The 24186-nt window shown below is 62.8% G+C and carries 23 protein-coding genes; 14 read left to right on the plus strand and 9 right to left on the minus strand.

What is annotated here, in order from left to right; genetic code table 11:
- The first annotated feature begins 140 nt into the window (after positions 1-140).
- Entirely contained in the window at positions 141-842 is a 702-nt protein-coding gene (gene ctrA / locus AZF01_RS16145) for a response regulator transcription factor CtrA (protein ID WP_061449753.1), read from the plus strand.
- Positions 843-1015: 173 nt separating this feature from the next.
- Here the strand turns inward: ctrA and AZF01_RS16150 are convergent, their stop codons facing one another.
- The 3 genes from AZF01_RS16150 to chpT form a co-directional block, all read right to left on the minus strand.
- Positions 1016-2410 carry a TolC family protein gene (locus tag AZF01_RS16150; RefSeq protein WP_156484744.1) on the minus strand — a complete coding sequence of 465 codons (1395 nt, stop codon included), beginning with the start codon at positions 2408-2410 and terminating at the stop codon, positions 1016-1018.
- Complete coding sequence (locus AZF01_RS16155) at positions 2403-3611, minus strand: efflux RND transporter periplasmic adaptor subunit (protein WP_061449755.1); 1209 nt, start codon at positions 3609-3611, stop codon at positions 2403-2405. Before AZF01_RS16155 ends, AZF01_RS16150 begins: the two co-directional genes overlap by 8 nt.
- Positions 3612-3782: 171 nt before the next feature.
- Positions 3783-4424: a histidine phosphotransferase ChpT gene (chpT, locus tag AZF01_RS16160; RefSeq protein ID WP_061449756.1), complete on the minus strand. Its 642-nt coding sequence runs from the start codon at positions 4422-4424 to the stop codon at positions 3783-3785.
- Between the two features lie 205 nt (positions 4425-4629).
- Between chpT and AZF01_RS16165 the strand changes: the two genes are divergently transcribed.
- Positions 4630-5250 carry a DUF1134 domain-containing protein gene (locus AZF01_RS16165; protein WP_082781123.1) on the plus strand — a complete coding sequence of 207 codons (621 nt, stop codon included), beginning with the start codon at positions 4630-4632 and terminating at the stop codon, positions 5248-5250.
- 13 nt (positions 5251-5263) lie between these two features.
- Positions 5264-5536, plus strand: a complete 273-nt coding sequence (locus tag AZF01_RS16170) for a hypothetical protein (protein ID WP_061449757.1) — start codon at positions 5264-5266, stop codon at positions 5534-5536.
- A 6-nt stretch (positions 5537-5542) separates the two neighbouring features.
- Here the strand turns inward: AZF01_RS16170 and AZF01_RS16175 are convergent, their stop codons facing one another.
- The gene (locus tag AZF01_RS16175; RefSeq protein ID WP_061449758.1) at positions 5543-6370 is read right to left on the minus strand and encodes an RNA methyltransferase; all 828 of its coding nucleotides are present in this window, start codon (positions 6368-6370) and stop codon (positions 5543-5545) included.
- Complete coding sequence (locus AZF01_RS16180) at positions 6370-6762, minus strand: hypothetical protein (protein ID WP_061449759.1); 393 nt, start codon at positions 6760-6762, stop codon at positions 6370-6372. The genes AZF01_RS16175 and AZF01_RS16180 overlap by 1 nt, the downstream gene beginning before the upstream one ends.
- Positions 6763-6834: 72 nt before the next feature.
- On the opposite strand from AZF01_RS16180, the gene AZF01_RS16185 reads away from it, so the two are divergent.
- Together AZF01_RS16185 and rpoH are read left to right on the plus strand one after the other, a co-directional pair.
- A complete protein-coding gene (locus AZF01_RS16185) occupies positions 6835-7857 on the plus strand; it encodes an RluA family pseudouridine synthase (protein WP_061449760.1) in 1023 nt (340 codons plus the stop codon).
- A gap of 181 nt (positions 7858-8038) precedes the next feature.
- Complete coding sequence (rpoH, locus tag AZF01_RS16190) at positions 8039-8956, plus strand: RNA polymerase sigma factor RpoH (RefSeq protein ID WP_061449761.1); 918 nt, start codon at positions 8039-8041, stop codon at positions 8954-8956.
- Between the two features lie 123 nt (positions 8957-9079).
- Here the strand turns inward: rpoH and AZF01_RS16195 are convergent, their stop codons facing one another.
- The 3 genes from AZF01_RS16195 to AZF01_RS16205 are packed head-to-tail and all read right to left on the minus strand — an operon-like array spanning position 9080 to position 13021.
- Complete coding sequence (locus AZF01_RS16195; RefSeq protein WP_061449762.1) at positions 9080-9676, minus strand: SagB/ThcOx family dehydrogenase; 597 nt, start codon at positions 9674-9676, stop codon at positions 9080-9082.
- Positions 9677-9733: 57 nt separating this feature from the next.
- Positions 9734-11671, minus strand: a complete 1938-nt coding sequence (locus AZF01_RS16200; protein WP_061449763.1) for a hypothetical protein — start codon at positions 11669-11671, stop codon at positions 9734-9736.
- A gap of 51 nt (positions 11672-11722) precedes the next feature.
- Positions 11723-13021 carry an adenylosuccinate synthase gene (locus AZF01_RS16205; protein WP_061449764.1) on the minus strand — a complete coding sequence of 433 codons (1299 nt, stop codon included), beginning with the start codon at positions 13019-13021 and terminating at the stop codon, positions 11723-11725.
- A 218-nt stretch (positions 13022-13239) separates the two neighbouring features.
- Here AZF01_RS16205 and AZF01_RS16210 point away from each other — a divergent pair, with 218 nt between their 5' ends.
- A complete protein-coding gene (locus AZF01_RS16210; RefSeq protein WP_061449765.1) occupies positions 13240-14130 on the plus strand; it encodes a DMT family transporter in 891 nt (296 codons plus the stop codon).
- Positions 14131-14256: 126 nt separating this feature from the next.
- Complete coding sequence (locus tag AZF01_RS16215; RefSeq protein ID WP_061449885.1) at positions 14257-15057, plus strand: creatininase family protein; 801 nt, start codon at positions 14257-14259, stop codon at positions 15055-15057.
- On the opposite strand, the gene AZF01_RS16220 is transcribed toward AZF01_RS16215, so the two are convergent.
- The gene (locus tag AZF01_RS16220) at positions 15058-15999 is read right to left on the minus strand and encodes a LysR family transcriptional regulator (RefSeq protein ID WP_061449766.1); all 942 of its coding nucleotides are present in this window, start codon (positions 15997-15999) and stop codon (positions 15058-15060) included.
- A gap of 194 nt (positions 16000-16193) precedes the next feature.
- On the opposite strand from AZF01_RS16220, the gene AZF01_RS16225 reads away from it, so the two are divergent.
- From AZF01_RS16225 to AZF01_RS16255, 7 genes are all read left to right on the plus strand, one after another.
- Positions 16194-17201: an ABC transporter substrate-binding protein gene (locus AZF01_RS16225; protein ID WP_061449767.1), complete on the plus strand. Its 1008-nt coding sequence runs from the start codon at positions 16194-16196 to the stop codon at positions 17199-17201.
- Between the two features lie 72 nt (positions 17202-17273).
- Positions 17274-18092, plus strand: a complete 819-nt coding sequence (locus tag AZF01_RS16230; RefSeq protein WP_061449886.1) for an ABC transporter ATP-binding protein — start codon at positions 17274-17276, stop codon at positions 18090-18092.
- Positions 18092-18946 carry an ABC transporter permease gene (locus tag AZF01_RS16235; RefSeq protein WP_156484745.1) on the plus strand — a complete coding sequence of 285 codons (855 nt, stop codon included), beginning with the start codon at positions 18092-18094 and terminating at the stop codon, positions 18944-18946. The genes AZF01_RS16230 and AZF01_RS16235 overlap by 1 nt, the downstream gene beginning before the upstream one ends.
- Positions 18946-20256: a cytosine deaminase gene (locus AZF01_RS16240; RefSeq protein WP_061449768.1), complete on the plus strand. Its 1311-nt coding sequence runs from the start codon at positions 18946-18948 to the stop codon at positions 20254-20256. Before AZF01_RS16235 ends, AZF01_RS16240 begins: the two co-directional genes overlap by 1 nt.
- A gap of 2 nt (positions 20257-20258) precedes the next feature.
- Positions 20259-21668: an FAD-binding oxidoreductase gene (locus AZF01_RS16245; RefSeq protein ID WP_061449769.1), complete on the plus strand. Its 1410-nt coding sequence runs from the start codon at positions 20259-20261 to the stop codon at positions 21666-21668.
- A 1-nt stretch (position 21669) separates the two neighbouring features.
- Positions 21670-22251 (plus strand): NAD(P)H-dependent oxidoreductase, encoded by a 582-nt coding sequence (locus AZF01_RS16250; protein WP_061449770.1) that lies wholly within the window; start codon positions 21670-21672, stop codon positions 22249-22251.
- 216 nt (positions 22252-22467) lie between these two features.
- Positions 22468-24183, plus strand: a complete 1716-nt coding sequence (locus AZF01_RS16255) for a GH32 C-terminal domain-containing protein (RefSeq protein WP_061449771.1) — start codon at positions 22468-22470, stop codon at positions 24181-24183.
- Positions 24184-24186: the final 3 nt, after the last annotated feature.

A 24186-nucleotide genomic window follows, 5' to 3' on the forward strand; every position in this document is an offset into this window, starting at 1 on the left:
ATGAATTATGTTCGTATTGCCAAAATGAATCAGAATTTGTTAACCATTCAATGGCAGCTTCTAAATCAGGTCATCACTGAGTCCGTATCGCGTCGGGGCGACATCAGACCTTTCATTTGCGGCGGTTCAAGGGGAAAGACATGCGGGTTCTTTTAATCGAAGACGACAGCGCCACGGCTCAGAGCATCGAGCTGATGCTGAAGAGCGAGAATTTCAACGTTTACACGACGGATCTCGGGGAAGAAGGCGTCGATCTCGGCAAGATCTACGACTACGACATCATCCTTCTCGATCTCAACCTCCCCGATATGTCGGGCTATGAAGTGCTGAAGGCGCTTCGGGTTTCGAAGATCGCCACGCCGATCCTCATCCTCTCGGGCATGTCCGGCACCGACGACAAGGTGCGCGGCTTCGGTTCCGGCGCCGACGACTACCTGACCAAGCCGTTCCACAAGGAAGAGCTGGTCGCGCGCATCCACGCCATCGTCCGCCGCTCCAAGGGCCACGCCCAGTCGATCATCACCACCGGCGATCTGTCCGTCAACGTCGATGCCAAGACCGTCGAGGTCGACGGCCAGCGCGTCCATCTGACCGGCAAGGAGTACCAGATGCTCGAGCTTCTTTCGCTCCGGAAAGGCACGACGCTGACCAAGGAAATGTTCCTCAACCATCTCTATGGCGGCATGGACGAGCCGGAACTGAAGATCATCGACGTCTTTATCTGCAAGCTCAGGAAGAAGCTTGCAAACGCCGCCGGCGGCACCAATTTCATCGAGACCGTCTGGGGGCGCGGCTATGTTCTGCGCGAGCCCGACCAGCAGGAAATGCAGAAGCGGGCCTGACCCCTTGATCCTCTCCCCTTCTCTAAAAACGCGGCGCCCGGCGCCGCTTTTTTTTGCGCCTGGAGCGCTGTGCGTCCACTCGGGCGCGCAAAGGATTGTCTAACGTGTTGAACACACGCACCGCGCTTTCCGAAAATCGATTCCGATTCTCTGGCTGGTGCCCTGGCTGAGACCTATTCGCCAGTTGCCTCTGTCACATCGTCACGCCTTTCGGCCGGCGGCGCGCAGAGCAGCCTGAGATCGGCCTTCAGCCTTTCGATCTTGTAGCGGGCCGCGCGGACGTCGGCACGGGCCTTCTCCACATCGTTTGCCGCCGCGCAACGCTCCGTCGGATCGGCGCTCTCCAGCAACGTCCGTGACCGCGCCAGAACGGAGCTTGCCGCGGCCAGTTCGCTTTCGGCGCCCGCGATCCCGAGTTTCAGCGAATCGAAATCGCTCATGAAGGCGCGTCGGTTGTCGCGCGCCGTCAGGATTGTGTCGAGCAGCGTCAGCCGCGCCTGCTGGGTCAAGCGCAGCGCATCGCCCTCGTCGATGATCGGCAGGACATAGGAGATCAGGAACTGAAGGTTGAAGCCGCCCGTCTGGGTCATGAAACTCGGGATGGACGTCGTCAGCCTTGTAAAACGAGACTGGCGCGCGATCGCGAGCTGGGCGGCGGCGGCCTCGACCAGAAGGTCCTCCAGCCGCTTCTTGCCGGAGCGGGCGAAACAGGCATCGGCATCCTCGCTTGTGACCGACGGATAGTCTTCAAGGGCATCCGTCAGAGAGCGGCCGGGAGCAACCGCGTAACCGCCCTCGGCAAGGCCGGAGAGGCCGAGCAGTTCGTCCCGCTTGGAAGCGAGCGAGCGGGAGACCGCCATTGCCTCCCGGCGGGCGGCATCGATCTCGTCCTTCAGCGTCTCAAGCTCCAGGGCGCTCGCATTTCCGAGCGCGACCTCGACCTCCTTGTCATCAACGCGGCATTGCAGGCCCTTCCGCTTGAGCGAGACGCTTTCGCGCTGGAACTCGAGCGCGGTATAGTCGTTGTAGGTGTCGATCAGTTCGCGCGTGGCATTGCGCTGGGCCACTTGGTACTGGACCGGAATGAGGCGGCCGGCGACCTTCACCGTCTTGCGGTCGAGCCTCAGAAGGGCGCGCGAGATATCCCAGTTCACCCCGAGCACGATGTTGGAAACGCTTTCCGGCGCCTCGAAATCGCCGGTAAAGGTCGAAATCTGCCGCGCCTCGGCGCTGACGCGCGGATAGCGGGCGGATTTCACCTTGTTGAGATCGAGCACGGCACGGGCGCGGGCGATGCGCGCGCGCATGAAATCCTTGCCCCTGGCATTCGCATGCGCGAGAAGGTCCGCAGGGCCGAGCGCCGCGCCGTCCTCGGGCGGATCCGGCGGCGGAGCCTCGAGTTCAGCCGCCATCACGTCGATACGCTGGGCGGTTTCCTTCAACTGGCTCGAGGCGCAGCCCGAAAGAGCGGCGGCTCCGAGAAGGGCGACGCCGGCGAACATGGCGCGGCGGGAGACCGGCCCTGCCCGGGCCTGCGGCCTCGAAAGGGATGCTCTCTGCTTAGTCAAGAACGAAATCACCCGGGTTGAGGCCCGACAGGACGCGGATATAGTCATCGGAGATATCGCCGAGTTCGACCCTGATCAGTTTCTGCTCCTCGCCCTCGTCCTTGCGCACGAAGGTCTGGTCGTTCTTGATCACCACCGCGGAGACCGGCACGGCGGGCTCGGGCCTGACGCTCGGCTTGGCAAAGCGGCAGGTTGCCTGCCGGTTCAGGAGCGCGGGCCCCTCCGGGTCACGGAAAGCGACCTCCACCTCGGTCGAAAGCGCGCCGCGGTCGCGCTCCGCCGGATTTTCCAGCGCGCGAACGGCGGAGATCCCGGCAGATCGCGGTTTGCCGTCATCCGCCGGCGTGACCGTGATCTCGGCGTTGCGCACCAGGCGCATCTCGGCATTGCTGAACTGCAGTCGGGCTCCGAGTTGCCCGGGATCGACGAGAAGGGCGAGCCGGTCGCCCTCATCCACCGTCAGCTTGCCGTCGACGGCCGTGGTGGTCTCAACATCGACCAGCCGGCCGCCGGCCGTTGCCCTGACGACGGCATTGTCGAGCTTTTCCTCCGCCTCTGCGAGCGCGTTCTCGCGCTTGCGGACATCGTGGGTCAGGCGGATAACCTCAAGGTTTGCTTCCTGACGTTCCAGCGCGTTCACGCGCCGCTCGCGCTCAAGGGCGGCATCCGCTTCGTCCAGCTTGCGCCGGGCTTCCTGATAGCGCCCCAGCGCCAAGCGACCCTGCCCGTAAAGTCGTTTCATCTCTGCATACTGGTCGGCAAGATAGTCCCGCGTCGCCGCCTTTTCCGCCTCGTCGAGGCTGTGGATGGCGCGGGTGTTCTCCCGGTAGGATCCGGCACGATAGTCAAGCCGCGCCCTGATGTAGTCAAGGTCGAGGCGGATTTCCTCGGCACGCCGCTCCAGCGCCTCGGTGTCGTAACGCGCGATGACGTCGCCCGGTGCCACCTCGCGGCCATCGGCGACGTCGAGTGTCAGACGTCCGGAGACGGGCGCGACCACCGCGACCGGCCGTCCAAAACCGATCTTGCAGCTGCGAAGGATCTCCTCGGGGAAGAGCCGCATCTCGACAGGCACGCGTCGCGCCTTTCGGGACGGATCGGCAACGGCGATCTGGTAGGTCTGGTCCGCCAGGGCAAAGCCCGGCAAAACGGCAACAAGCGCGCCCGCTGCGAAGACCAGCGCGGATTTGACGAAGGACACGGCAGGCTCCCTCGGAAACTGACGGAACGTCGGTGATCTCGATTCTCTCTCGAAACGCCGGACCAACAATTTTGTTTCAGCGCTTCACTACGCATGAAAAATGAAGGCAAAGCGTGACGAAAATGGGATCACTGCCTGCTGCAGCGCAAAATTATGGCGCAGGCGAAGCGCTCAGACCGCCGGCTTCGCCTCGAACACCACCTCGCCCTCATTGACGACGAACTCGACCGACATGCCGGATTCCTCGGCCAGAAGCGCGGTGTAATAGGGCTGGACATTGTGCGAGGTGATCGGATCCTCCATCACCCCGCCATAGATGCGGGCGAAGTCGGTCGGCATCTGCACATAGGGCCCGCGAGCGCGGATGATGAAGGCGAAGATGTCGCCGGCCGAATCAAGCCCGACATCGATTGTACCGCCACGCGGAATGGTCGACTGGGCGACGAGAAACAGGTTGAGGAGCAGCTTCACCCGGTCCTTCGGCGCATTGAGGCGCGGTCCGGTCCAGTTGAGCGTCACCCGCTTTCCGAGCCCGATCAGTTCGCGCGCCGCCGCCTCGGCCTCGCCGGTATCGAGCGGGGATTGCAGCGTGCCCGATGCGCCGAAGGCGATCCGGGCGAACTTCAGGTGCACGGTAGCGCTCAGCGTGCTCTGGCGGATAAGGTGCAGCGCCTCCTCGTCCATACCGCCCTCGTCCAGAAGTTCCAGCCCGTTTCCGGCGGCCCCGATGGGATTGACCACATCATGGCAGATACGGCTTGCCAGGAGCGCGGCGAGGTCGGCGCCGCTCAGCTTCAGATTTGGATTTTTCATCGGTTCAGACTTCCTTCCGATTGGACCGGGCGCCGGGCCATTGACCCTGCAAAGCCGCATTCAGGGAAAATCGCCACATTTGGTAAATCCATTGTTAAGAGGTCGTGCTCACAATGGCGGCGGGCTCCACGCTTGCCACATTCACAGAAAAAGGCAATGGCAGAGGGCCCCGGTCATGCCAGAAAGCAACAGGAATGGAACCGCCATGCTCGCTCGAACGCTTCTGAGGCCCGCCTCGGCCCTCCTTTTCGCCCTGCTCCTGCTGACGGCGTTTGGCACGCTTGAGACGCATGCCCAGACTCAGCCGCAGCAACCGCCGGCTGCCGTCCAGCCGCAGCAAAACGGCGGCTTTACCGCCGACGAGGTGATCGACGCCGGCAACAACTTCTTCGGCTCCGCCAGTTCCGGCCTCGCGACGGCCCTTCAGAATGCCTTTTCCAAATACGGCCTGCCGAACGGCTATATTCTCGGCTCGGAAGGCTCGGGCGCCTTCATCGCCGGGCTGACCTATGGCGAAGGCCAGCTCAACACCAAGAATGCCGGCATGCACAAGGTTTTCTGGCAAGGCCCCTCGCTCGGCATCGACTATGGCGGCGACGGCTCGCGGGTGATGATGCTCGTCTATAACCTGCCCTCGATCCCCGACCTTTACAGGCGCTATGGCGGCGTTTCGGGCTCTGCCTATGTGATTGCCGGTTTTTCCATGCAGGTTTATACCAACCGCAACATCGTTCTCGTGCCCGTGCGCTCCGGCGTCGGCGCCCGCCTCGGTGTCAATGTCGGTTATCTGAAACTGACCCAGAAGCCCACCTGGAACCCCTTCTGAGCGGAGAAGCGGCTTGGCGGTTGAGCCTGAAACACGAAAGCGCGAGATCGAGGCGCGCTATGCCGCGCTTTGCGCGCGGGTGGAAGCGGCCGCCGGCGCGCCCGGCGAAGACGCGGCGCTCAGGGAGGCCTTCGCCGAACTCGCGGCGATGATGATCGCCTACGCGCACGATACCGGCGCGGAAAAGGCGATCCTGGCAGCCCTTTCACGCGACGGGGAGCGCAGCGGCAGCGACCGGCTGAGCCTTGCCGCCCGGGCCTTGGAAATGATTGAAAAGAACGACTGACGCCGATCAGCCGATGCGGCCGGTCGAAAGCGCGAGCTGATAGAGCGCGATACCGGCGGCCGTCGCGACATTGAGGCTGTCGAGCCCCGGCGACTGAGGGATACGCACCGGCCGGAAGGCCTCGAGAATCCTTGCAGGCAACCCCTCCCCCTCCGTGCCCAGCACCAGCGCCGTGCGGCTTGCAGGCGGCAGTGCATTGAGCGCCGTCCGCCCGGAAGGCGAAAGGGTGACCACCTGAAACCCCGCCCCATCCAGCGCCGTCAGGAGGTCTTCGGCGCTACCGCCCCGGCTCCACGGCATCTTCAGAACCGAACCGACCGAGACCCTGAGCGCCTTTCGGTAGAGCGGATCGCAGGAGGTCGCATCGAGCACCACGGCATCGGCGCCGAAGGCGGTGGCGTTGCGGAAGAGCGCGCCGGCATTGTCATGGTTGGAAAGGCCGATGGCGACGGCGACGAGCGCCGTTTCGCCAAGGTTCGCGATGACCTCTGCGGCCGTCGGCGGTTCCCGCACGCGGCCAAGCGCCAGCACGCCGCGATGCATGTCGAAACCGGCGATCGCATTCATCACCCCGGCACTGCAGACATAGACCGGAACATCCTCGGGAAAGGCCGAAAGCACATCGGCGATGCCTGCGAACCGGTTTTCCAGCACCAGAATGCGATCGGCAACGAAACGCCCCCGCCCATGCGCTTCGGCCAGCACCCGCAGCACCACCGTGCCCTCGGCGATGAACAACCCGCGACGGCCAACCAGATCCTTCTCCCTTATGGCGCGGAAGGGCGCGATGCGCGGGTCTTCGGCATCCCGGATCGTGATCGGACTTGCCGCCATCAGTCGAAGCGGATCTCGACATCGGCGGCCATGCGGCCGGAATTGAGATCGAAAAGATAGAAGGTCTGCTCGCCGTTTTGCTTCTGGCCATAAATCAGCGCCTGGCCGTTGCCATAGCTGATATCGGCGATCGTAAAGCCGCGCGGCAGCGTTGCCGTCAGCGCCCGCGGCGCATCCGCCGGAACGACCGCGCCGGACGATGTCGCGGCGGTCTCTTCGCCCGGGGCTTCTGCGAAGACCTTGTAGAGAACAGCGCCGAAAACGGCCATCAGCGAGACGATCATGATCAGCGCGGAAATGATCTGCAGCCGCAGCATGCGCCGCCGCACCAGTTCGACGGCCGGATCAAGCGGCTGTTCTTCTTCCTGGTCTTCGTTACGATGTTGCGACATTGTCCATTGCTCCGCGGGATTGTTTGGCATAAAAGCGCCAGTCTCGCACCTGTGCTTTCAAAAAACACCCAGATGACAGACGACCCCTTTAAACAAACCGAGGCCAATAGAAAAGTGCTTCTCGTTCCCGATGGCACGAAAGAACGCCTCGACGCCTTCGTGGCGCGGCAGATGGGCGACGGCGTGTCGCGCACGCGCGTCAAGGCGCTGATCGGCAAGGGGGCCGTCACGATCGACGGGACGCCGGCGACCGAACCGAGCCGCAAGGTGACGCCCGGCACGACAATCACCGTCATCGTGCCGGAGGCGGAAGAGGCCGAGCCGGAAGGCGAGGACATTCCGCTCGATATCCTCTTCGAGGACGATGACATCATCGTCATCAACAAGCAGGCCGGCCTCGTCGTCCACCCCGGCGCCGGCAACTGGACCGGAACGCTGGTCAACGCGCTGATCTTTCATTGCGGCGAAACGCTCTCCGGCATCGGCGGCGTCAGACGGCCGGGCATCGTCCACCGGCTCGACAAGGATACGACCGGCGTGATGATCGTGGCGAAGAACGATGCCGCCCACCAGGCGCTCGCCGCGCAATTTGCCGACCACGGCCGCACCGGTCCGCTCCAGCGCGCCTACAAGGCGCTGATCTGGGGGCGACCCCGCAACCTGCACGGCACGATCGACGCGCCGCTCGGGCGCGCCTCCGACCGCATTCGCCGCGCCGTCAAGTCGAGGGACAGCGCCGATGCCGATTTCGCCATTACCCACTACAATGTCGAACAGCGCTTCGGCGAAAAGCCCGACGGGACGGCGCTCGCCAGCCTCGTCGAATGCCGGCTGGAGACCGGGCGCACCCACCAGATCCGTGTCCACATGGCCCATATCGGCCACCCGCTGATCGGCGACAATCTTTATGGCTCCGGCTTCAAGACCAAGGCCAACCTTCTCGACGAACCGGCGCGGACGCACGTGCGCAACTTTCCACGCCAGGCGCTCCATGCCGCCCTGCTGATCATCGAGCACCCGAGAACCGGCGCGGAAATGCGGTTCGAGGCCCCCCTTCCCGCCGACATGACGGCGCTTTGCGACGCATTCGGCTGAACGTGGCCGGAAACATTCCAGTGAATGGAGTGTTTACCATCCGAATACCTTGAAACACGGGATTGCCATAATTAAATCCCGGTTTCCCTTCATGACATCATTGTCCGGTTTGCGGGGTGAGAGTCCCGCCGGAACAGCATGTCTCTCCAGGGAAGGGTCAGTTACCTAAGGGGGTAGAGCAGTGGCCAATACATTACCCAGCATTCGCGCCGGAGAAAACGGTCTCAACCGGTATCTTGAGGAAATCCGCAAGTTTCCGATGCTGGAGCCGCAGGAAGAATACATGCTCGCCAAGCGCTATCAGGAGCATGACGACCGCAATGCCGCCCACAAGCTGGTGACGAGCCATCTTCGACTCGTCGCCAAGATCGCCATGGGCTATCGCGGCTATGGCCTGCCGATCGGCGAAGTTGTCTCGGAAGGCAATGTCGGGCTGATGCAGGCGGTGAAGAAATTCGATCCGGAGCGCGGATTCCGGCTTGCCACCTATGCCATGTGGTGGATCAAGGCCTCGATCCAGGAATATATCCTGCGTTCGTGGTCGCTCGTCAAAATGGGCACGACCGCCAACCAGAAACGCCTGTTCTTCAACCTGCGCCGGCTGAAGGGCAAGATCCAGGCGATCGAGGACGGCGATCTCAATCCCGACCAGGTGAGCGAAATCGCCACCAAGCTGAATGTCAGCGAGGAAGAGGTCGTGTCGATGAACCGCCGGCTTTCCGGCGATGCCTCGCTCAACGCGCCGATCCGCGCGACGGAAGGCGAGAGCGGACAGTGGCAGGACTGGCTTGTCGACGAAAATGACAGCCAGGAAGACATCCTGATGAACCAGGATGAGCTGGAGAACCGTCGCGACATGCTCGCTTCGGCAATGAACGTGCTGAACGACCGTGAAAAGCGGATTTTCGTCGCGCGCCGGCTTTCCGAAGACCCGGAAACGCTGGAATCGCTTTCCGGCGAGTTCAACATCTCGCGCGAGCGCGTGCGCCAGATCGAGGTCCGCGCCTTCGAAAAGGTGCAGGACGCCGTGCAGAAACAGGTTGCCGCCAGCGCCCGCGCGGTGCGGGCCGTGCGTGATGGTAATGACGCTTCGGAATAATGGCACTTTGCCGTTGGGCGCGGGCGCCGGGCCGCGCAAAAACGCCTGAACATTAAAACGCCCTGCGTCGCGAAGCGCGGGGCGTTCTGCGTGCCGAGGCGACGATGACGGACCTGGACCGTTTCAAGAGCCTTCGGGGGCAGAAAACCCGAGACAGAGCAGCGCGAGAGGCTGAAGCGGCGCCGGCAGCGAGAGAACGCCTGCCGTGGCCTCATCATCAAAGCCCCCGACGAGAACGCTTCCCAGACCTTCTCCCACCGCCTGAAGCTGGATATTCTGCGCCGCCGCGCCCGCCTCCAGATAGACATACCGCGCGCCACGCGCGCCACAGGGCGGCTGGTCGGCAAACGCCCTCGCCGGGCTCACCATGTCGGCGCAGATGGCGATAATGCACGGCGCCTCCGCGATCCATTCAGGGTTGCCGATCGCCGCATCGCAAAGAGCCGGACGCAGGTCGGCGCCATCGACCGTTTTCAGGCCTGCCCCCTCCGGAGCAAGGGCGTAAAGGCCGCGCTCGAGACCGGCAACCCTGGCTGCCAGAACAAACAGGCGCAGCGGGTAGAGCGCATGCGCGGAGGGAGTTGTTCTCTTGCCGTCTTCACCGGATTTGCCCTGGGCCGCCCACAGGATTTTTTCGAGCGACGGCAAAGGTATCGCGCGTTCTGCGAACGTGCGAACCGAGCGCCTTTCGGCGAGGGCCTGAGCAAGCGTGATGTCCATCTGTCCGGCTCCCTTTTCTGGGGACGCGATCGGCCTTCAAGCTACAGGGAAATCGCGTCAGTTGCCGCCGTTGATATCCCCGAGCGCCTGCCATTCCTGGATGGCGCGATCGAAGATCGCCATGCCGGTCGTGCCCTTTTCAAGCGTCAGCAGCGCCCGGCGGCCATTGCGGTAGGTGACCGGAATGTCGATCCAGTTGCGGTCGCCCAGAAGCGCGAGGTTCTGCGACCGCGCCTGATCGAAATCGTTGAGCGCCAGCATATAGAGATCATCGGTAATCTTGGCGGAAACCGCGATCAGCGGATCGCCGCGCGCGGCTTCCGTGCCCTTCATCGAGATGCGCTGTACATTGTCGATCCCGCCGCCCTCGAAATTCTCGTCAAGCGTGAAGGCGATATCGATAAGGTGGCTTGCGGGCAGCGAGGGATCGTCATTGCGGCGGAAGGTCAATACGCCGGTGAGCCCGGCTTCGGGCACGCTCATGATGCCCTCGACCACCGGTTCGGAAACGGCCGTGCCGGTGTTTTCCTGCTTGAGTTCCCACTCGACGGTGCCCTGGTAGGCCGAGGGCACCGACTGGCCGAGCTGCTCCTCGTAGAGATACATTTTCTGGGCGGCCCCCACCGGCGGCGCGGGCTCGACGGTCTGCGTCGCCGATGCCGTCTCGGCAGGCGTCGAGGACGATGTCTGGTTGGCGACCGAACGGGCGGGACCGGAGGCAGCGCTTTCTGCCGGCAGGCCCTCGTCGACCTCGGTGCCGTCGGGCAGAAGCCGTTGGGTGAAAGGCTTGAGGTTTTCAGCCGTTTCCGTCTCTTCCGGCTCCGGCGATGGCGCATCCGGCGTTTCGGCGGGCGCGGTCTCGGCGGTCTGCTGCTGGTCGGCCGGCGAAATCGCGGCGACGATGCGCGCGCGGTTGTCCCAGACGAGGTAACCGCCGACGACCAGGATCAGCGCGACGATAACCGCTCCTGCTATCAGCACGATCTTGCGCCTTCCGCCCGTTTCGGCCTCGTCGTCTCCGCGGTGTTCGGCCGGACCGCCGGCCATTTCATCGAAATCATCGAAGCCGGTACCCGGCTCCTCCGGTTCAAGCCCGAGCAGGCTGTCGACATGCGCCCAGTCCTTTTCCGGCACCGACCGGCGCGGCGGCGGCGGAGCGGGCTCGAACGCACCGGCCTTCGCCGTCGTCGCCTCGAATTCCCAGTCATCGACCGGCGCGCGCCGCGGGTCATCCTCCCACGCCTCGGGCCCCTCGTCGGGCTCGACGATGACGGTTCCGGCATCGGTCTCCACCGGCTCGTCGGTCACATCATAGCTATAGGCCTCTTCGTCCTCTTCCTCGTCCTCATAGTCGACCCGGTCGGGCGTATGAACGCGTTCGAAGGTCGCACCGTGCAGCAGGCCTTGCGGGCCGGGGGGCGGCGCGTCATCGACATCGTCCGCGCGCGCTCCGTCTGCAGCGTCGTCAAGAACATGTTCGGCAGGCGCGTCGGCCCGAACAGACACATCCGCATGATCATCCTCGTCCGCAGCCTGCCGCGCCTCTTCCGCATCATGGCGCCGGTCCCGATACTGCTCGTCTTCGCGGTAGGCTGCGTCGAAGACCTCACGCTCATCGGCGGGCTCAAAGGCCTCTTCCTCGCGATACCCCTCTTCGGGCGCGTAAGCGGGCTGCTCCTCGGGTTCGGACGCAAGCTCGTCCGCCGGTATATCCTCCGGCGGCGCCCCATGACGTTCCTCGGCAACAGGTTCATCGCCGGTCGCATCATCACCCGGCGGCAGGGCTTCGGCGAACTCGTTCTCGACCTCGGCGATCGCGGCATCGATCTTGTCGATCTGCCTTTTGATCAGGGCTTCCGGCGGCGGCGGAGACATGTTCTCCATCTGCCGGACAACGGCGGAACGCGCCTTCTCGTAGACACGCGCGCGCAACTCCGGAGACTGTTCCGGAAGGCCCTCGACGGCACGTCGAATGACTGCTGTGAAATCCGCCATTGATTACCCCTATTGTGCGGGTTATTCCCGCGACAATACTATGATTTTTGCTTAATCCTCAAACGGATCGGTCACAAGAATGGTGTCTTCGCGCTCAGGACTTGTGGATAGAAGCGCGATTGGTGCGCCAATCAGCTCTTCAACCTGCCGTACGTATTTTACGGCCTGCGCGGGAAGGTCGGCCCATTTGCGCGCGCCGACGGTTGATTCCTTCCAGCCCTCAAGCGTGATGTAGACCGGTTTGACGCGTGCCTGCGCGCCCTGGCTGGCCGGCAGCGCCTCGACCCGCTCGCCGTCAAGCTCATAGGCGACGCAGATCTTCAGTTCGTCGAGACCGTCGAGAACATCGAGCTTGGTCAGTGCGATGCCGGTGATGCCATTGGTGGCGACGGCCTGACGCACCAGGACGGCGTCGAACCAGCCGCAGCGGCGCTGACGGCCGGTGACCGTGCCGAATTCGTGGCCCCGCTCGCCAAGAAACTGGCCGACCTCGTCATGAAGCTCGGTCGGGAACGGCCCCTCGCCGACGCGGGTCGTATAGGCCTTGGTGATGCCGAGCACATATTCGAGCGCGCCCGGGCCCATGCCGGAACCGGCTGCGGCCTGGCCGGCAACCGTATTCGACGAGGTTACGAAAGGATAGGTGCCGTGGTCGATGTCGAGCAGCGTGCCCTGCGCGCCTTCGAACAGGATGCGCGCACCTGCGCGGCGCTTCTTGTCGAGCAGCAGCCAGACGGTTTCGCGGTAGGGAAGAACCTTGTCGGCGACCGAGGTCAGTTCTTCCATGATTGCCGCATGCTCGATTTCGGCCACGCCGAAACCGCGTCTCAGCGCGTTGTGATGGGTGAGAAGACGGTCGACCTTGGCCGGCAGGGTTTCAAGGTTTGCGAGATCCATCAGGCGGATCGCCCGGCGGCCGACCTTGTCCTCATAGGCCGGGCCGATGCCGCGGCGCGTGGTGCCGATCTTGGTGCCGGAATTGGAAGCGGCGTCCTCGCGCATGCCATCAAGCTCGCGATGCAGCGACAGGATCAGCGTCGCGTTGTCGGCGATCCGCAGATTGTCGGGTGAAATCGAAACGCCCTGCGCCTCCAGCCGTCCGATTTCGGCGATCAGCGCGTGCGGGTCGACGACCACGCCATTGCCGATGACGGCAAGCTTGCCTTCGCGCACGACGCCCGAGGGCAGAAGCGACAGCTTGTAGCTGACGCCGTCGATCACCAGGGTGTGGCCGGCATTGTGGCCGCCCTGATAGCGCACCACGATATCCGCGCGCTCGGACAGCCAGTCGACGATCTTGCCCTTGCCTTCATCGCCCCATTGCGAGCCGACCACTACAACATTTGTCATTTTACCTACCTAGAAACCATGCCTTGCCTGCGGCTGAACCGCAGCATCTATAACCATCCACGACCTATATTGCGATCCCCCCGGCCCGCAAGCCCGCAAAATTTTCACGTGACAGCAACGGCGACGACGCTTTAAGGCGGGAACGCCTCAAAAAACACCATCCCATTTTCCTTCGCGAAACATGAACCAGGGATGAGCCAATAACAGGGACTGTGGCCATGCAATGGCGAGCCTACATTCTTTTGACCATAACCACGCTTTTTTGGGGCGGAAACCTGACCGTCGGCAAGCTCGCCGTCGGTCATGTGTCGCCGATGGTGATGAATTCGTTTCGCTGGGGCATTGCGGCGCTGGTGATTTCGGCCTTTTCCATGCCGCAATTCAAGCGGGACTGGCCGGTGATCCGCAAGAACTGGCCGCTTCTCTTCGCCTACGGCGCGGTTGGCTTCGCCGCCTTCAACGCCTTCCTCTATTCCGGCCTTCGCTTCACCTCCGCCATTAACAGCGCGATCGACCAGGCGGCCATACCGCTGCTGATCTTCGTCTTGAACTTCCTGTTCTTCCGCGTGCGCGCCTCGACGGCCCAGCTTGCGGGCTTCGCGCTGACCCTTGCCGGCGTCGCCGTTACGGTTTCCCACGGCGAGCTTTCGCGCCTGCTCGCGCTTGAGATCAATTTCGGCGATTTTCTCGTGCTGATGGCGGTGCTGTGCTATTCGCTCTATACCGTCAGCCTGCGCTACAAGCCCGCGCTTGACTGGCGGGCTATGGCCATGGCCTGTTTCTTCGGCGCCTTCCTCGCCTCCCTGCCGATGGTGGCCGCGGAGGCGGCGCTCGGCCTTGCCATGCTGCCGCATGACCTGACCGGTTTCGGCGTCATCATCTTCATCGGCCTTTTCCCTTCCCTCGTCTCGCAGGTGCTTTTCATCCGCGGCGTGGAGCTGATCGGCCCGAACCGGGCAGGGCTCTTCATCAACCTGATCCCGGTCTTCGGTACCATCCTTGCGGTCGTCGTCCTCGGCGAAAGTCCGGAGGGCTTCCATGCCGTTGCCTTCGCGCTTGCCATCGGCGGCATCGCGCTTGCGGAATGGGGCAAACCGAAGACCCCTTGAGAGCGCACACAAAAAGGCAGCGGACGGAACACAAATCGATGCTTTTGCCTGTATGATGTTTTTCCTACACCTGTGTTGAAGCCGCCCGAAGGGTGCGGCGGGGAACATCAAGACAGGTTGATCGACATGGCCAAGCGCTTCTACTGGAATGAACTGACGAGCCCGGAATTCAGCGCTCTGGACCCGGCGACCACCGTCGCTATCCTGCCGCTCGCCTCCACCGAACAGCACGGACCGCATCTTCCGGTCGCGACCGATGTCGCCATCGCCCAGGGCATGCTCGACACGCTCAAGGAAAACCTGCCCGAAGAGCTCGACGTGCTGGTCCTGCCCGTCCAGGAAATCGGCAAGGCCAATGAGCATATCCACGGCCCCGGAACACTCTCCTTCGGCGCGGACCTCCTGATCCCCGCATGGACGACGATCGGCGAAAAGGTCGCCGCGGCCGGCCTGCGCAAGATCATCATGGTCAACAGCCATGGCGGCAATCTCGACATCATGAGCATCGTCTCGCGGGAAATGCGCGTGCGCTTCAACATGGTCGCCGTTGCCACCCAATGGGCGCGTTTCGGCTCGCCCGACGGCATGATCAGCGAGGAAGAACGCACCTACGGCATTCACGGCGGCGAGGTCGAGACCTCGCTGATGCTCCACTTCCGTCCGGAACTGGTCAGGATGGAACATGCCGAAAACTTCGTGTCGCTGGCCAAATGGCAGAAGGAAAACACCCGCCGCCTGCAGCCGACGCCGCCCAATGCGCTGGCCTGGATCGCCCATGATCTCAACCCCAAGGGGGCGCTCGGCAATGCCGCGATCGCGACGGCGGAAAAGGGCGCGGCCATCGCGCAACACCAGATTGCGGGCTTCATCGAACTGATCGAGGATGTCGTCGCCTACCCGCTCGACAAGCTTTATACGCCGGCGTGATCAACCTGGCGACGGCGGCAGGTGATGGCGTTGCTGCAGCGTGTCGATAATGGCGGAAAGCTCCTTCAGCAGGTAATCGACGAACAGGCTGCTTGCCGCATCAAGCGGCGCGCGGGCGCGTGAAAAGAGTTTCATCGGCTGGTGGCGCACATGCGGATCGGCGAGCGGGCGGAAGGCCAGTTCGCCTTTCTGGCATTCGACATAGACATCGAGCGGATTGAGGAAGGTCAGCCCCGTGCCCCGCTTGACCAGGCCTTTCAGCATTTCCGACGCATTGGTCTCCACCACCGGCTCGATCGGCAGGGACAAGGGCGACAGCGCCAGATTGATGACATGGCGCAGGCTTGTGCCGGGCTGGGCGAGCACCAGCGGCTCCTGCACGACGTCGGAGACATTGACGCGCTCTTCCCGCGCGAGGCGATGATCGGGCGGCATCACGGCCCCGATCGGCACATCGAAGGAGGCGAGCGTGCGGATGCCCGGCGTCGGCGGAATGTTGAAGCCGAGGCCGAGATCGACCTCGCCGGTCAGCACATTGGCGATCGTCGTGGTGCCGCCATCGGATCTGAGATGGATGCGGATCCTTGGATTTTCATCAACGAAACGGGCGATGATATCCGGCAGCGGACCGGCGGCAAGTCCGACGGTCGCGACCAGCGTCACCTTGCCCGCCTGTGGCATTTTCAGCGCGCGGATACGCGATTCCAGCTTCTCATAGCCCTTCAGCACCTCGCGGATATGCTCCACGCACATCTCGCCGGCCGCCGTCAGCCGCAGACCACGGGGCAGCCGCTCGAACAGCGGCGCGCCGAATTCCTCTTCCAGGGCAAGGATTTGCCGGTTCACGGCGGATGAGGCGACATTCAGCCGCTGGGCGGCCTTGCGGATCGACCCGCAACGGGCGATCTCGTCGATATATTGCAGTTTCCTGGAATGAAGCATGGGCGTAGACTCACAGCTGCCGGACCCTTGCGCTGACCAAATTTTGCGCAGTTCGACTACAATTATAACAATCAAGCCGGTTGTGCAAAAAAAGCATCAATGGGGACGAAAATTGATGCTTCTCAAACAGCGGTGAAGCCGCTCAAATGCAACAATCTGAAAGCTTCACGACGAAAAGCGAAGGGGAATAGCTTATGTCGACTACCTCAAAGACCGCCGCGCTCGCCGGCGCTGCCTTCATGGCAGCGGCCGCCACGCCCGCCTTTGCGCTGGACGAGGTCTCCTATGGCACCAACTGGCTGGCGCAGGCCGAGCATGGCGGTTTCTACCAGGCCGTCGCCGACGGCACATACGAGAAATACGGCCTGGACGTCACCATCGTGCAGGGCGGCCCGCAGGCAGCCAACCGCGCGCTCCTGATCGCCGGCAAGGTCGATTTCTACATGGGCTCGCCCCAGGGCGAGCTTGACGCCGTCGTCGAGGACATTCCGCTCATCGATGTCGCCGCCATCTTCCAGAAGGACCCGCAGATCCTGATGGCCCATCCCGACCAGGGCATCGAGGAATTCGCCGATCTCGCCAAGCTGCCGACCATCTTCATGGGCAAGGACGGTTTCCTGTCCTACTTCCAGTGGATGAAGGCCAATTTCGACGGCTTCGACGATGCCCAGTACAAGCCCTATACCTTCAACCCGGCGCCCTTTATCGCCGATCCGCAGTCGGCCCAGCAGGGTTACCTCACCTCCGAGCCCTATTCGGTCGAGAAGGAAGCCGGTTGGTCGCCGAAGGTCTTCCTGCTCGCCGACAGCGGCTATTCGCCCTATTCGACGATGATCACCGCGCAGAAGAAGCTGGTCGAGGAAAACCCGGACCTCGTCCAGCGTTTCGTCGATGCCTCGATCGAAGGCTGGTACAACTATCTCTACGGCGACAACACCGCTGCCAACGAACTGATCAAGGCCGACAATCCGGAAATGACGGACGAGCAGATCGCCTATTCCATCGAAAAGATGAAGGAATACGGCATCGTCGTTTCCGGCGACGCGGATGAAGGCGGCATCGGCTGCATCACCGACGCCCACTACAAGACCTTCTTCGACGACATGGTCGATATCGGCCTTTTCGAAGCTGATCTCGACTACACGAAGGCTTACACGACCGCGTTCGTCTGCAAGGGCGTTGGCATGGACCTGATGAAATAGGCAGCCCGAAACGCTCCGTTTCGCGTCATTCAGGCGCGAAACGGCACCTTGAACTGAATGCAGGATAGCCGCATGCCGAACGCCTATGCCGAAATTCCGGCATCGCTACAAAAGCCATTGGTGAAGATGGAGCATGTCACCAAGATCTTCTCCAACGGCACCATCGCGCTCAACGACATGTCCCTGACAGTGCGCCAGGGCGAGTTTGTCAGCCTGCTCGGGCCTTCCGGCTGCGGCAAGTCGACCGCGCTCAGGATCATCGCCGCGCTCGGCGACATCACCCGCGGCACGATAGACTGGCCAAGCTCGCGCATTTCCGCCAAGGGGCGCCCGGAAGGCGATATCAGCTTCGTCTTCCAGGAGCCGACGCTGATGCCCTGGGCAACGGTGTTCGGCAATGTCTACCTGCCGCTGAAGCTGCGCGGCCAGTCGAAAGCCGGCACGCGCGATCAGATCATGGACGTTTTGGAAACCGTCGGCCTTGAGGATTTCGCCGATGCCTATCCGCGCGAGCTTTCCGGCGGCATGAAGATGCGCGTCTCGATCGCCCGCGCACTGGTCACAAAACCGAAACTTCTCCTGATGGACGAGCCCTTCGCAGCGCTTGACGAGATCACCCGCCAGCGGCTCAACGACGATGTGCTCAGGCTCTGGCACGAGACCGGCATCACCGTCATCTTCGTCACCCATTCCGTTTTCGAATCCGCCTATCTGTCCAACCGCATCGTCGTGATGCGCGCCCGTCCCGGCCAGGTCTTCGACGACTTTCCGCTCGACACGAGCCAGGTGCGTGACGAGGACTACCGTTCGTCGGAGGAATATCACCAGGCCTGCGCGAAAGTGTCCCACGCGCTGCAGGGCGCGATCCACGCCGCAGGAGGAGAACACTGATGAGCGACAAGGTAAGCGCCATGCAGCAGGACGATGCGGCCTACGCGAAGCCCGGTTTCTGGGCGCGTCACGGCGAAACGGTCCTGAAAATCACGATCCCGATCGCCGTGCTCGCCTTCCTCGTGCTGGTCTGGCAGGCGATCGTGGTCATCTACCAGACCCCGCATTACATCCTTCCCGGCCCCGCGCTGGTGGTCGAGGCTTTCTTCGAGGACTGGGGCACGCTCGCGCCGGCGCTGTGGGTGACGACCAAGATCACCTTCATCTCGCTCGGCCTTGCCCTTGTCGGCGGCGTCGGCCTTGCCGTCATAATGGTCCAATCGCGCTGGATCGAGACCGCGCTTTACCCGATCACCGTCATCCTTCAGGTGACCCCGATCGTCGCCATCGCGCCGCTGATCCTGATATACACGCCAACGACGCAGGTGGCGCTCCTGATCTGCGCCTTCCTCGTCGCCTTCTTCCCGATCCTCTCCAACATGGCGCAGGGCCTGAAGAGCGTCGACCATAACCTCCTGAACCTGTTCGAGCTCTACGGCGCCTCGCGCTGGCAGACGCTCATCCACCTGAAACTGCCCGCATCGCTCCCCTATTTCATGACGGGGCTCCGGATCGGCGGCGGTCTGGCGCTGATTGCCGCCGTGGTCGCCGAGTTCGCCGCGGGCTCGGCTGGCGCCGGCTCCGGCCTTGCCTTCCGTCTTCTGGAATCGCAGTACCGGCTCAACATTCCGCGCCTCTTCGCAGCGCTCTTCATGCTCGCCTGCCTCGGCGTGGCAATCTTCGCGCTCACCTCCTTCATTGCCTGGCTGTTCCTGCACCGCTGGCACGAAAGCAGCCTCAAGAGGGAAAACTGATGCCGGGATTCATGACATTGCCGGAAGCGCCCTCCTATGCGCTTCTGAGAGCCACCGTTCCTGCCGTCTGCCTTGCCGATGCGAGCAGCTTCGAGGCGAAGGAAGGTCTCGTCTCGGCCGATATCGTGATCGCGGACGGCAAGGTCGACGCCATTCTGCCCGCCGGCACGGCGCCCGCCGCGCTTCCCGCCGCCGACATGCGCGGCGGCATGGTCTGGCCCACCTTTACCGACATGCACACCCATATCGACAAGGGCCATATATGGGAGCGCCGCCGCAATCCCGACGGCACCTTCATGGGAGCCCTGGAAAACGTGATGGCCGACCGGCAGGCCAACTGGTCGGCCGATGACGTCGCCGCCCGCATGGAATTCTCGCTGAAATCGGCCTACGCCCATGGCACAAGCCTTCTGCGCACCCATCTCGACAGCCTGCCGCCACAGCACGAAATCTCCTTCGAGGTGTTTTCGGACACCCGGGAAAAATGGGCGGGCCGGATCGAGCTTCAGGCCGTCGCGCTCTTTTCCATCGACATGATCTTCGAGCCCTTCTTCGATGATCTGACGAGGCTTCTGAAACGCCACAACGGGTTGATCGGCGGCGTCACGCAAATGCTGCCGGACCTTGACGCGCGGCTGGACCGCATGTTCCGCGCGGCAGCCGACAACGGTCTCGATATCGACCTGCATGTGGATGAGACCGAAGAGCGTGAAGTCCTGACCCTAGGCCGGATTGCCGAGGCCAAGCTCAGAAACGGCTTTGAGGGTTCGGTCACCGTCGGCCATTGCTGTTCGCTGGCCCGTCAGGACGAAGACACGGCAAAGCGCACGATCGATGTCGTTGCCCAAGCCGGACTATCCGTCGTCTCGCTGCCGATGTGCAACATGTACCTGCAGGACCGCCACGAAGGCCGCACGCCGCGCTGGCGAGGCGTAACGCTGTTCAAGGAACTGACGGCAGCCGGGGTGAAGACGGCTGTTTCTTCCGACAATACCCGCGACCCGTTTTATGCCTATGGCGACCTCGATCCGGTCGAGGTCATTCGCGAGGCCGTGCGCATTCTCCAGCTGGATCACCCGCTGGACGAGACCGCCCGCATCATCACCCGCACACCCGCCGAAATCCTCGGCCGGGGCGAGCGTGGGGTGATTGCCGAAGGCGGACCCGCCGACCTCGTCCTCTTCAGCGCCCGGCGCTGGAGCGAATTCCTCTCCCGTCCGCAGGCTGACCGCATCGTGATGCGGAATGGCATGGGCATCGACCGCAGCCTGCCGGATTATCGCGAACTTGACCCGCTGATGGATAAGTGAACATGCCGGACTATCAACAGATCAAGGCCGAACTCGAAGGCATCGCCATCGAGGACAATCCCAATATGGTTCTGCGCAAGAGCCGGGATTTCTACTGGTACTCTCCAATCCTGAAGGAACAGCTTGAGAATGTGACCGGCGATCTGGTCGTCTCGCCGAAGAACGAGGAAGAGCTGATCCGGATCCTCAAGGTCGCGTTCAAGAATGACGTTCCCGTCACGGCGCGCGGCGGCGGCACAGGCAATTACGGGCAGTGCATGCCGCTTTCCGGCGGCATCGTGCTCGACATGACCAAGATGAACGCCATCAAGGACATAAAGCCCGGCCGCGTCATCGCTGAGGCCGGCATCATCTGCGCCCAGCTTGACAGGGAGCTGAAGGAAAAATCCGGGCAGGAACTGCGCTTCCATCCCTCGACCACCGGCCAGGCCACGCTCGGCGGCTTCATCGCCGGCGGCTCCGGCGGCGTCGGCTCGGTCCACTGGGGCGGCCTTCGCGACCTTGGCAATGTTCTGCGTTTGCGGATCGTGACGCTGGAGGCAGAACCGCGGGTGATGGAACTGACGGCGCGCGACCTCCTGAAGGTCAGCCACGCCTACGGCACCAACGGCATCATCACCGAGGTCGAGATGCCGCTGGCGCCCGCCTATGACTGGGTGGATGTGATGGTCGGCCACGAGACCTTCATGGATGCCGTGCGCTTTTCCGACCGTCTGGCGAAATCCTCCGGCATCCTGGTCAAGGAAATCGCCCCGATCGCGGCTCCCGTGCCCTATTCCTATTTCAACCGCCACAAGCCCTATCTGAGGGAAGGTGAGTCTGTCTCCGTGGTCATGGTGGCGCCGCATTCGCTGGAACCCTTCGAGGCGCTGGTGAACCTCTACAAGGGCGAGATCCGCTTCCGCTCCGATGAGGCCGAAAGCCTGCGCGGCCTGCCGCGCGCCTATGAACTCGGCTGGAACCACACGACGCTCAGAGCGCTGAAGATGGAGCCGGATGCCTTCACTTATCTGCAAGTCCAGTATCCCGGACCCGATCATGTGGCCAAGGTCCAGGAGATGACCGCGCTTTTCGGCGACGAGGTGATCGGCCATCTGGAATTCCTGCGTTTCGACGGCGCGATTCAGTGTTCCGGCCTGCCACTGGTGCGCTACACCACGGCCGAGCGGCTGGAAGAGATCATCCGTATCCACGAGGATCATGGTTGTCCGATCTTCAACCCGCACCGCTATACGCTGGAAGAGGGCGGCATGAAGCAGACCGACGAATTGCAGCTGGCCTTCAAGAAGGAAACCGACCCCAAGGGCCTTCTGAACCCCGGCAAGATGATCGCCTGGGAAAATCCGGATTTCGATTTCAAGGCCGGCAAGAACTTCCTGTTCAAGGGCCTTTCCGAGACGGGAGCCGAATAGGATGCGCGTTCTCGTTCTCTTCAGCCATCCGGTGGAAACGAGCTTCGGAGCGGCGCTTCATGCCCAGGTGGTGGAAAGCCTGAAGAAGGCCGGCCACGAGGTTGATGATTGCGATCTTTACGCCGAGGGTTTCCAGCCGGTCCTGACCCGCGAGGAGCGGATCGGCTATCACGACTATCCGGAAAATACCGCACCGGTTGAAGGCTATGTCGAGCGGTTGCGCAAGGCCGAAGCCCTCGTCATCGTCACGCCAGTGTGGAATTTCGGCTTTCCGGCCATGCTGAAAGGCTATTTCGACCGGGTCTGGCTGCCGGGTGTTTCGTTTGCGCTCGAGGACGGGAAACTGACCCCGACGCTGCGCCATATCAGGAAGCTTGCGGCTGTCTTCACCTATGGCGCAACGCCGATGCGGGCGTTTCTGGCCGGCAATCCGCCGAAAAAGATCGTCAAGCGCGTGTTGCGCGCCCAGATCAAGCTCGGCGCCCCGGTGTCCTTCATGGCGCATTACGACATGAACAACTGCACCGACAGGACCAGGGCCGATTTCCTTGCAAGGGTGAAGGCCGAGATGGAAGCTTTCTGACGCTTCGGGCGTCCACCCCCTTTACATCACCGCTCAGACCACTAGGTCTAGGACTAACCCGCAAGCGCTTCCCTTAGGCGCTTGCGGGCTCTTTTGAGCGAGGCCGCAAGCCCCGTCGCACTCTGTTTGCGCGGGATTGGCTGTGGCTTTCAGGAAATACCGCATGGTTCAGGGGGCATTGCCCCGCCATGCGCCAGCAGCGGGGAACAGGGCCGAATGTCCATGCTTGAGCAGAAAACCGCCGACGAGACCCGCCTGCGCAAATTGCGCGGCACCGTACCGGTCAATGCCGTGCTTCATGTCTGGCTGAAGGCCATTCACCCGCATGCGCCCGCCGAAATCCAGCTTTCGCTCAACGGCCAACTGTTCGGCAATATCTTCGCCCAGAACGCGGAAGAGTATGAATTCCGCATGTTCTTCGTGCCGCATGGCGGCGAACTGGAATGTTCCTACGATCCGGAAACGACGACGATCTCGGTCGCCTACTGGTTTACAGATGCCAAGGTGCTGGAGGAAGGCATTACCGTGCTGCGCACCCATGCCGCCAATGCCCCGGCGCCCGCCCCCGGCAGCTATCATTTCCGCCCGCCCTTCGGCTGGATGAACGATCCGAACGGCTTCGGCCGCTTCAACGGCTCGGCGCATCTCTTCTACCAGCATTATTCACACGGGCTGACCTGGAACACCATGCACTGGGGCCACGCGATCTCGGAGGATTACCTGCACTGGCGGCACATGCCGATCTTCCTGTTCCCCTCCGAAGACCTCACCCACCGCCCGGACAAGCGCGGCGGCGCCTTTTCCGGCTCGGCGATCCCGCTGGAAAATTCCGCCGGCATTCGCGTGTTCTTCACCGAACATGTGATCGAGCGCGCGCCCGAACGCGAAATCCAGATGGTCGCCACCTCGCAATCGCTGATCTTCGCCGGCGCGGCCAAGCCGCTGATCGACAAACGGCCGGAGCTGGAAGGACTGACGCTCGACTTCCGCGACCCGTACGTTTTCCGGGGGCCTGACGGCTACTGGAAAATGCTGCTTGGCAGCCGCCAGGGCGAGGAAGGCGTGGTCCTCCTCTACCAGACGGCCGACCTGACGGCGGCAAGCGGCTGGGAGTTCGTCGAAATCCTGCACCGTGAGGGCCGGTTCAATACCCAGGTTGTCGAGTGTCCCTGCCTGCTGCCGCTCGACGGCCCGGCCGGCGACCCGCAGACCCATTGGGTGCTGGTCTGCGGACTGATGCACAGCCACCACGAGGAAACCGGCCGCAGGAACCTGACCATGGCGACCGTCGGCCATTTCGACGGCAAGCATTTCACGCCCCAATTCGAGCAGGAACTCGATTTCGCCACGGACAACTACGCCTTCCAGGCCTTTCTCGACCAGGGCCGCCCGGTCGGTATTGGCTGGCTGGCCAACTGGGCCGATGCCGCGCCGGAAATCGACTTTCCGACGGCGATGACCCTGCCGCGCAACCTTGTCTATGACGCAGCCGACAACACGCTTCTGACGCCGCCGATCGAGGGCGTGGAAATGCTGCGCGACGCGTTGATCGATGACACCGCCCTTGCCGCCGGCGAGCCGGTGATGCTGGAAAAGGGCCAGGCCGAGGTCGTGATCGAGCTTGACCGCAATGACGGGCCGTTCGAAATTGACCTCTACCACAACAATATCGAGATCACGGTGAAGATCGATGCTGAGGGGATGAGGCTTCTCTATATGGACGACAGCAAGACGCCGACGCCCGACTATATCGCCCCCGGCGCCAATCCGAGCCATTTGCGGCTGTTCCTCGACATCGGTTCAGTCGAAGTGTTTGCTGACAACGGCCGCTGGGCCGGCACAAAGCGCATCGCCGGCTTCGACCCGATCCACTCGATGCGAATCCGCGAAGGCGCGATCAAATCGGCAAAGGTCTGGTCGCTGGCGCTTTGAGGC

Source organism: Martelella sp. AD-3, from assembly GCF_001578105.1.
Classification (GTDB): domain Bacteria; phylum Pseudomonadota; class Alphaproteobacteria; order Rhizobiales; family Rhizobiaceae; genus Martelella.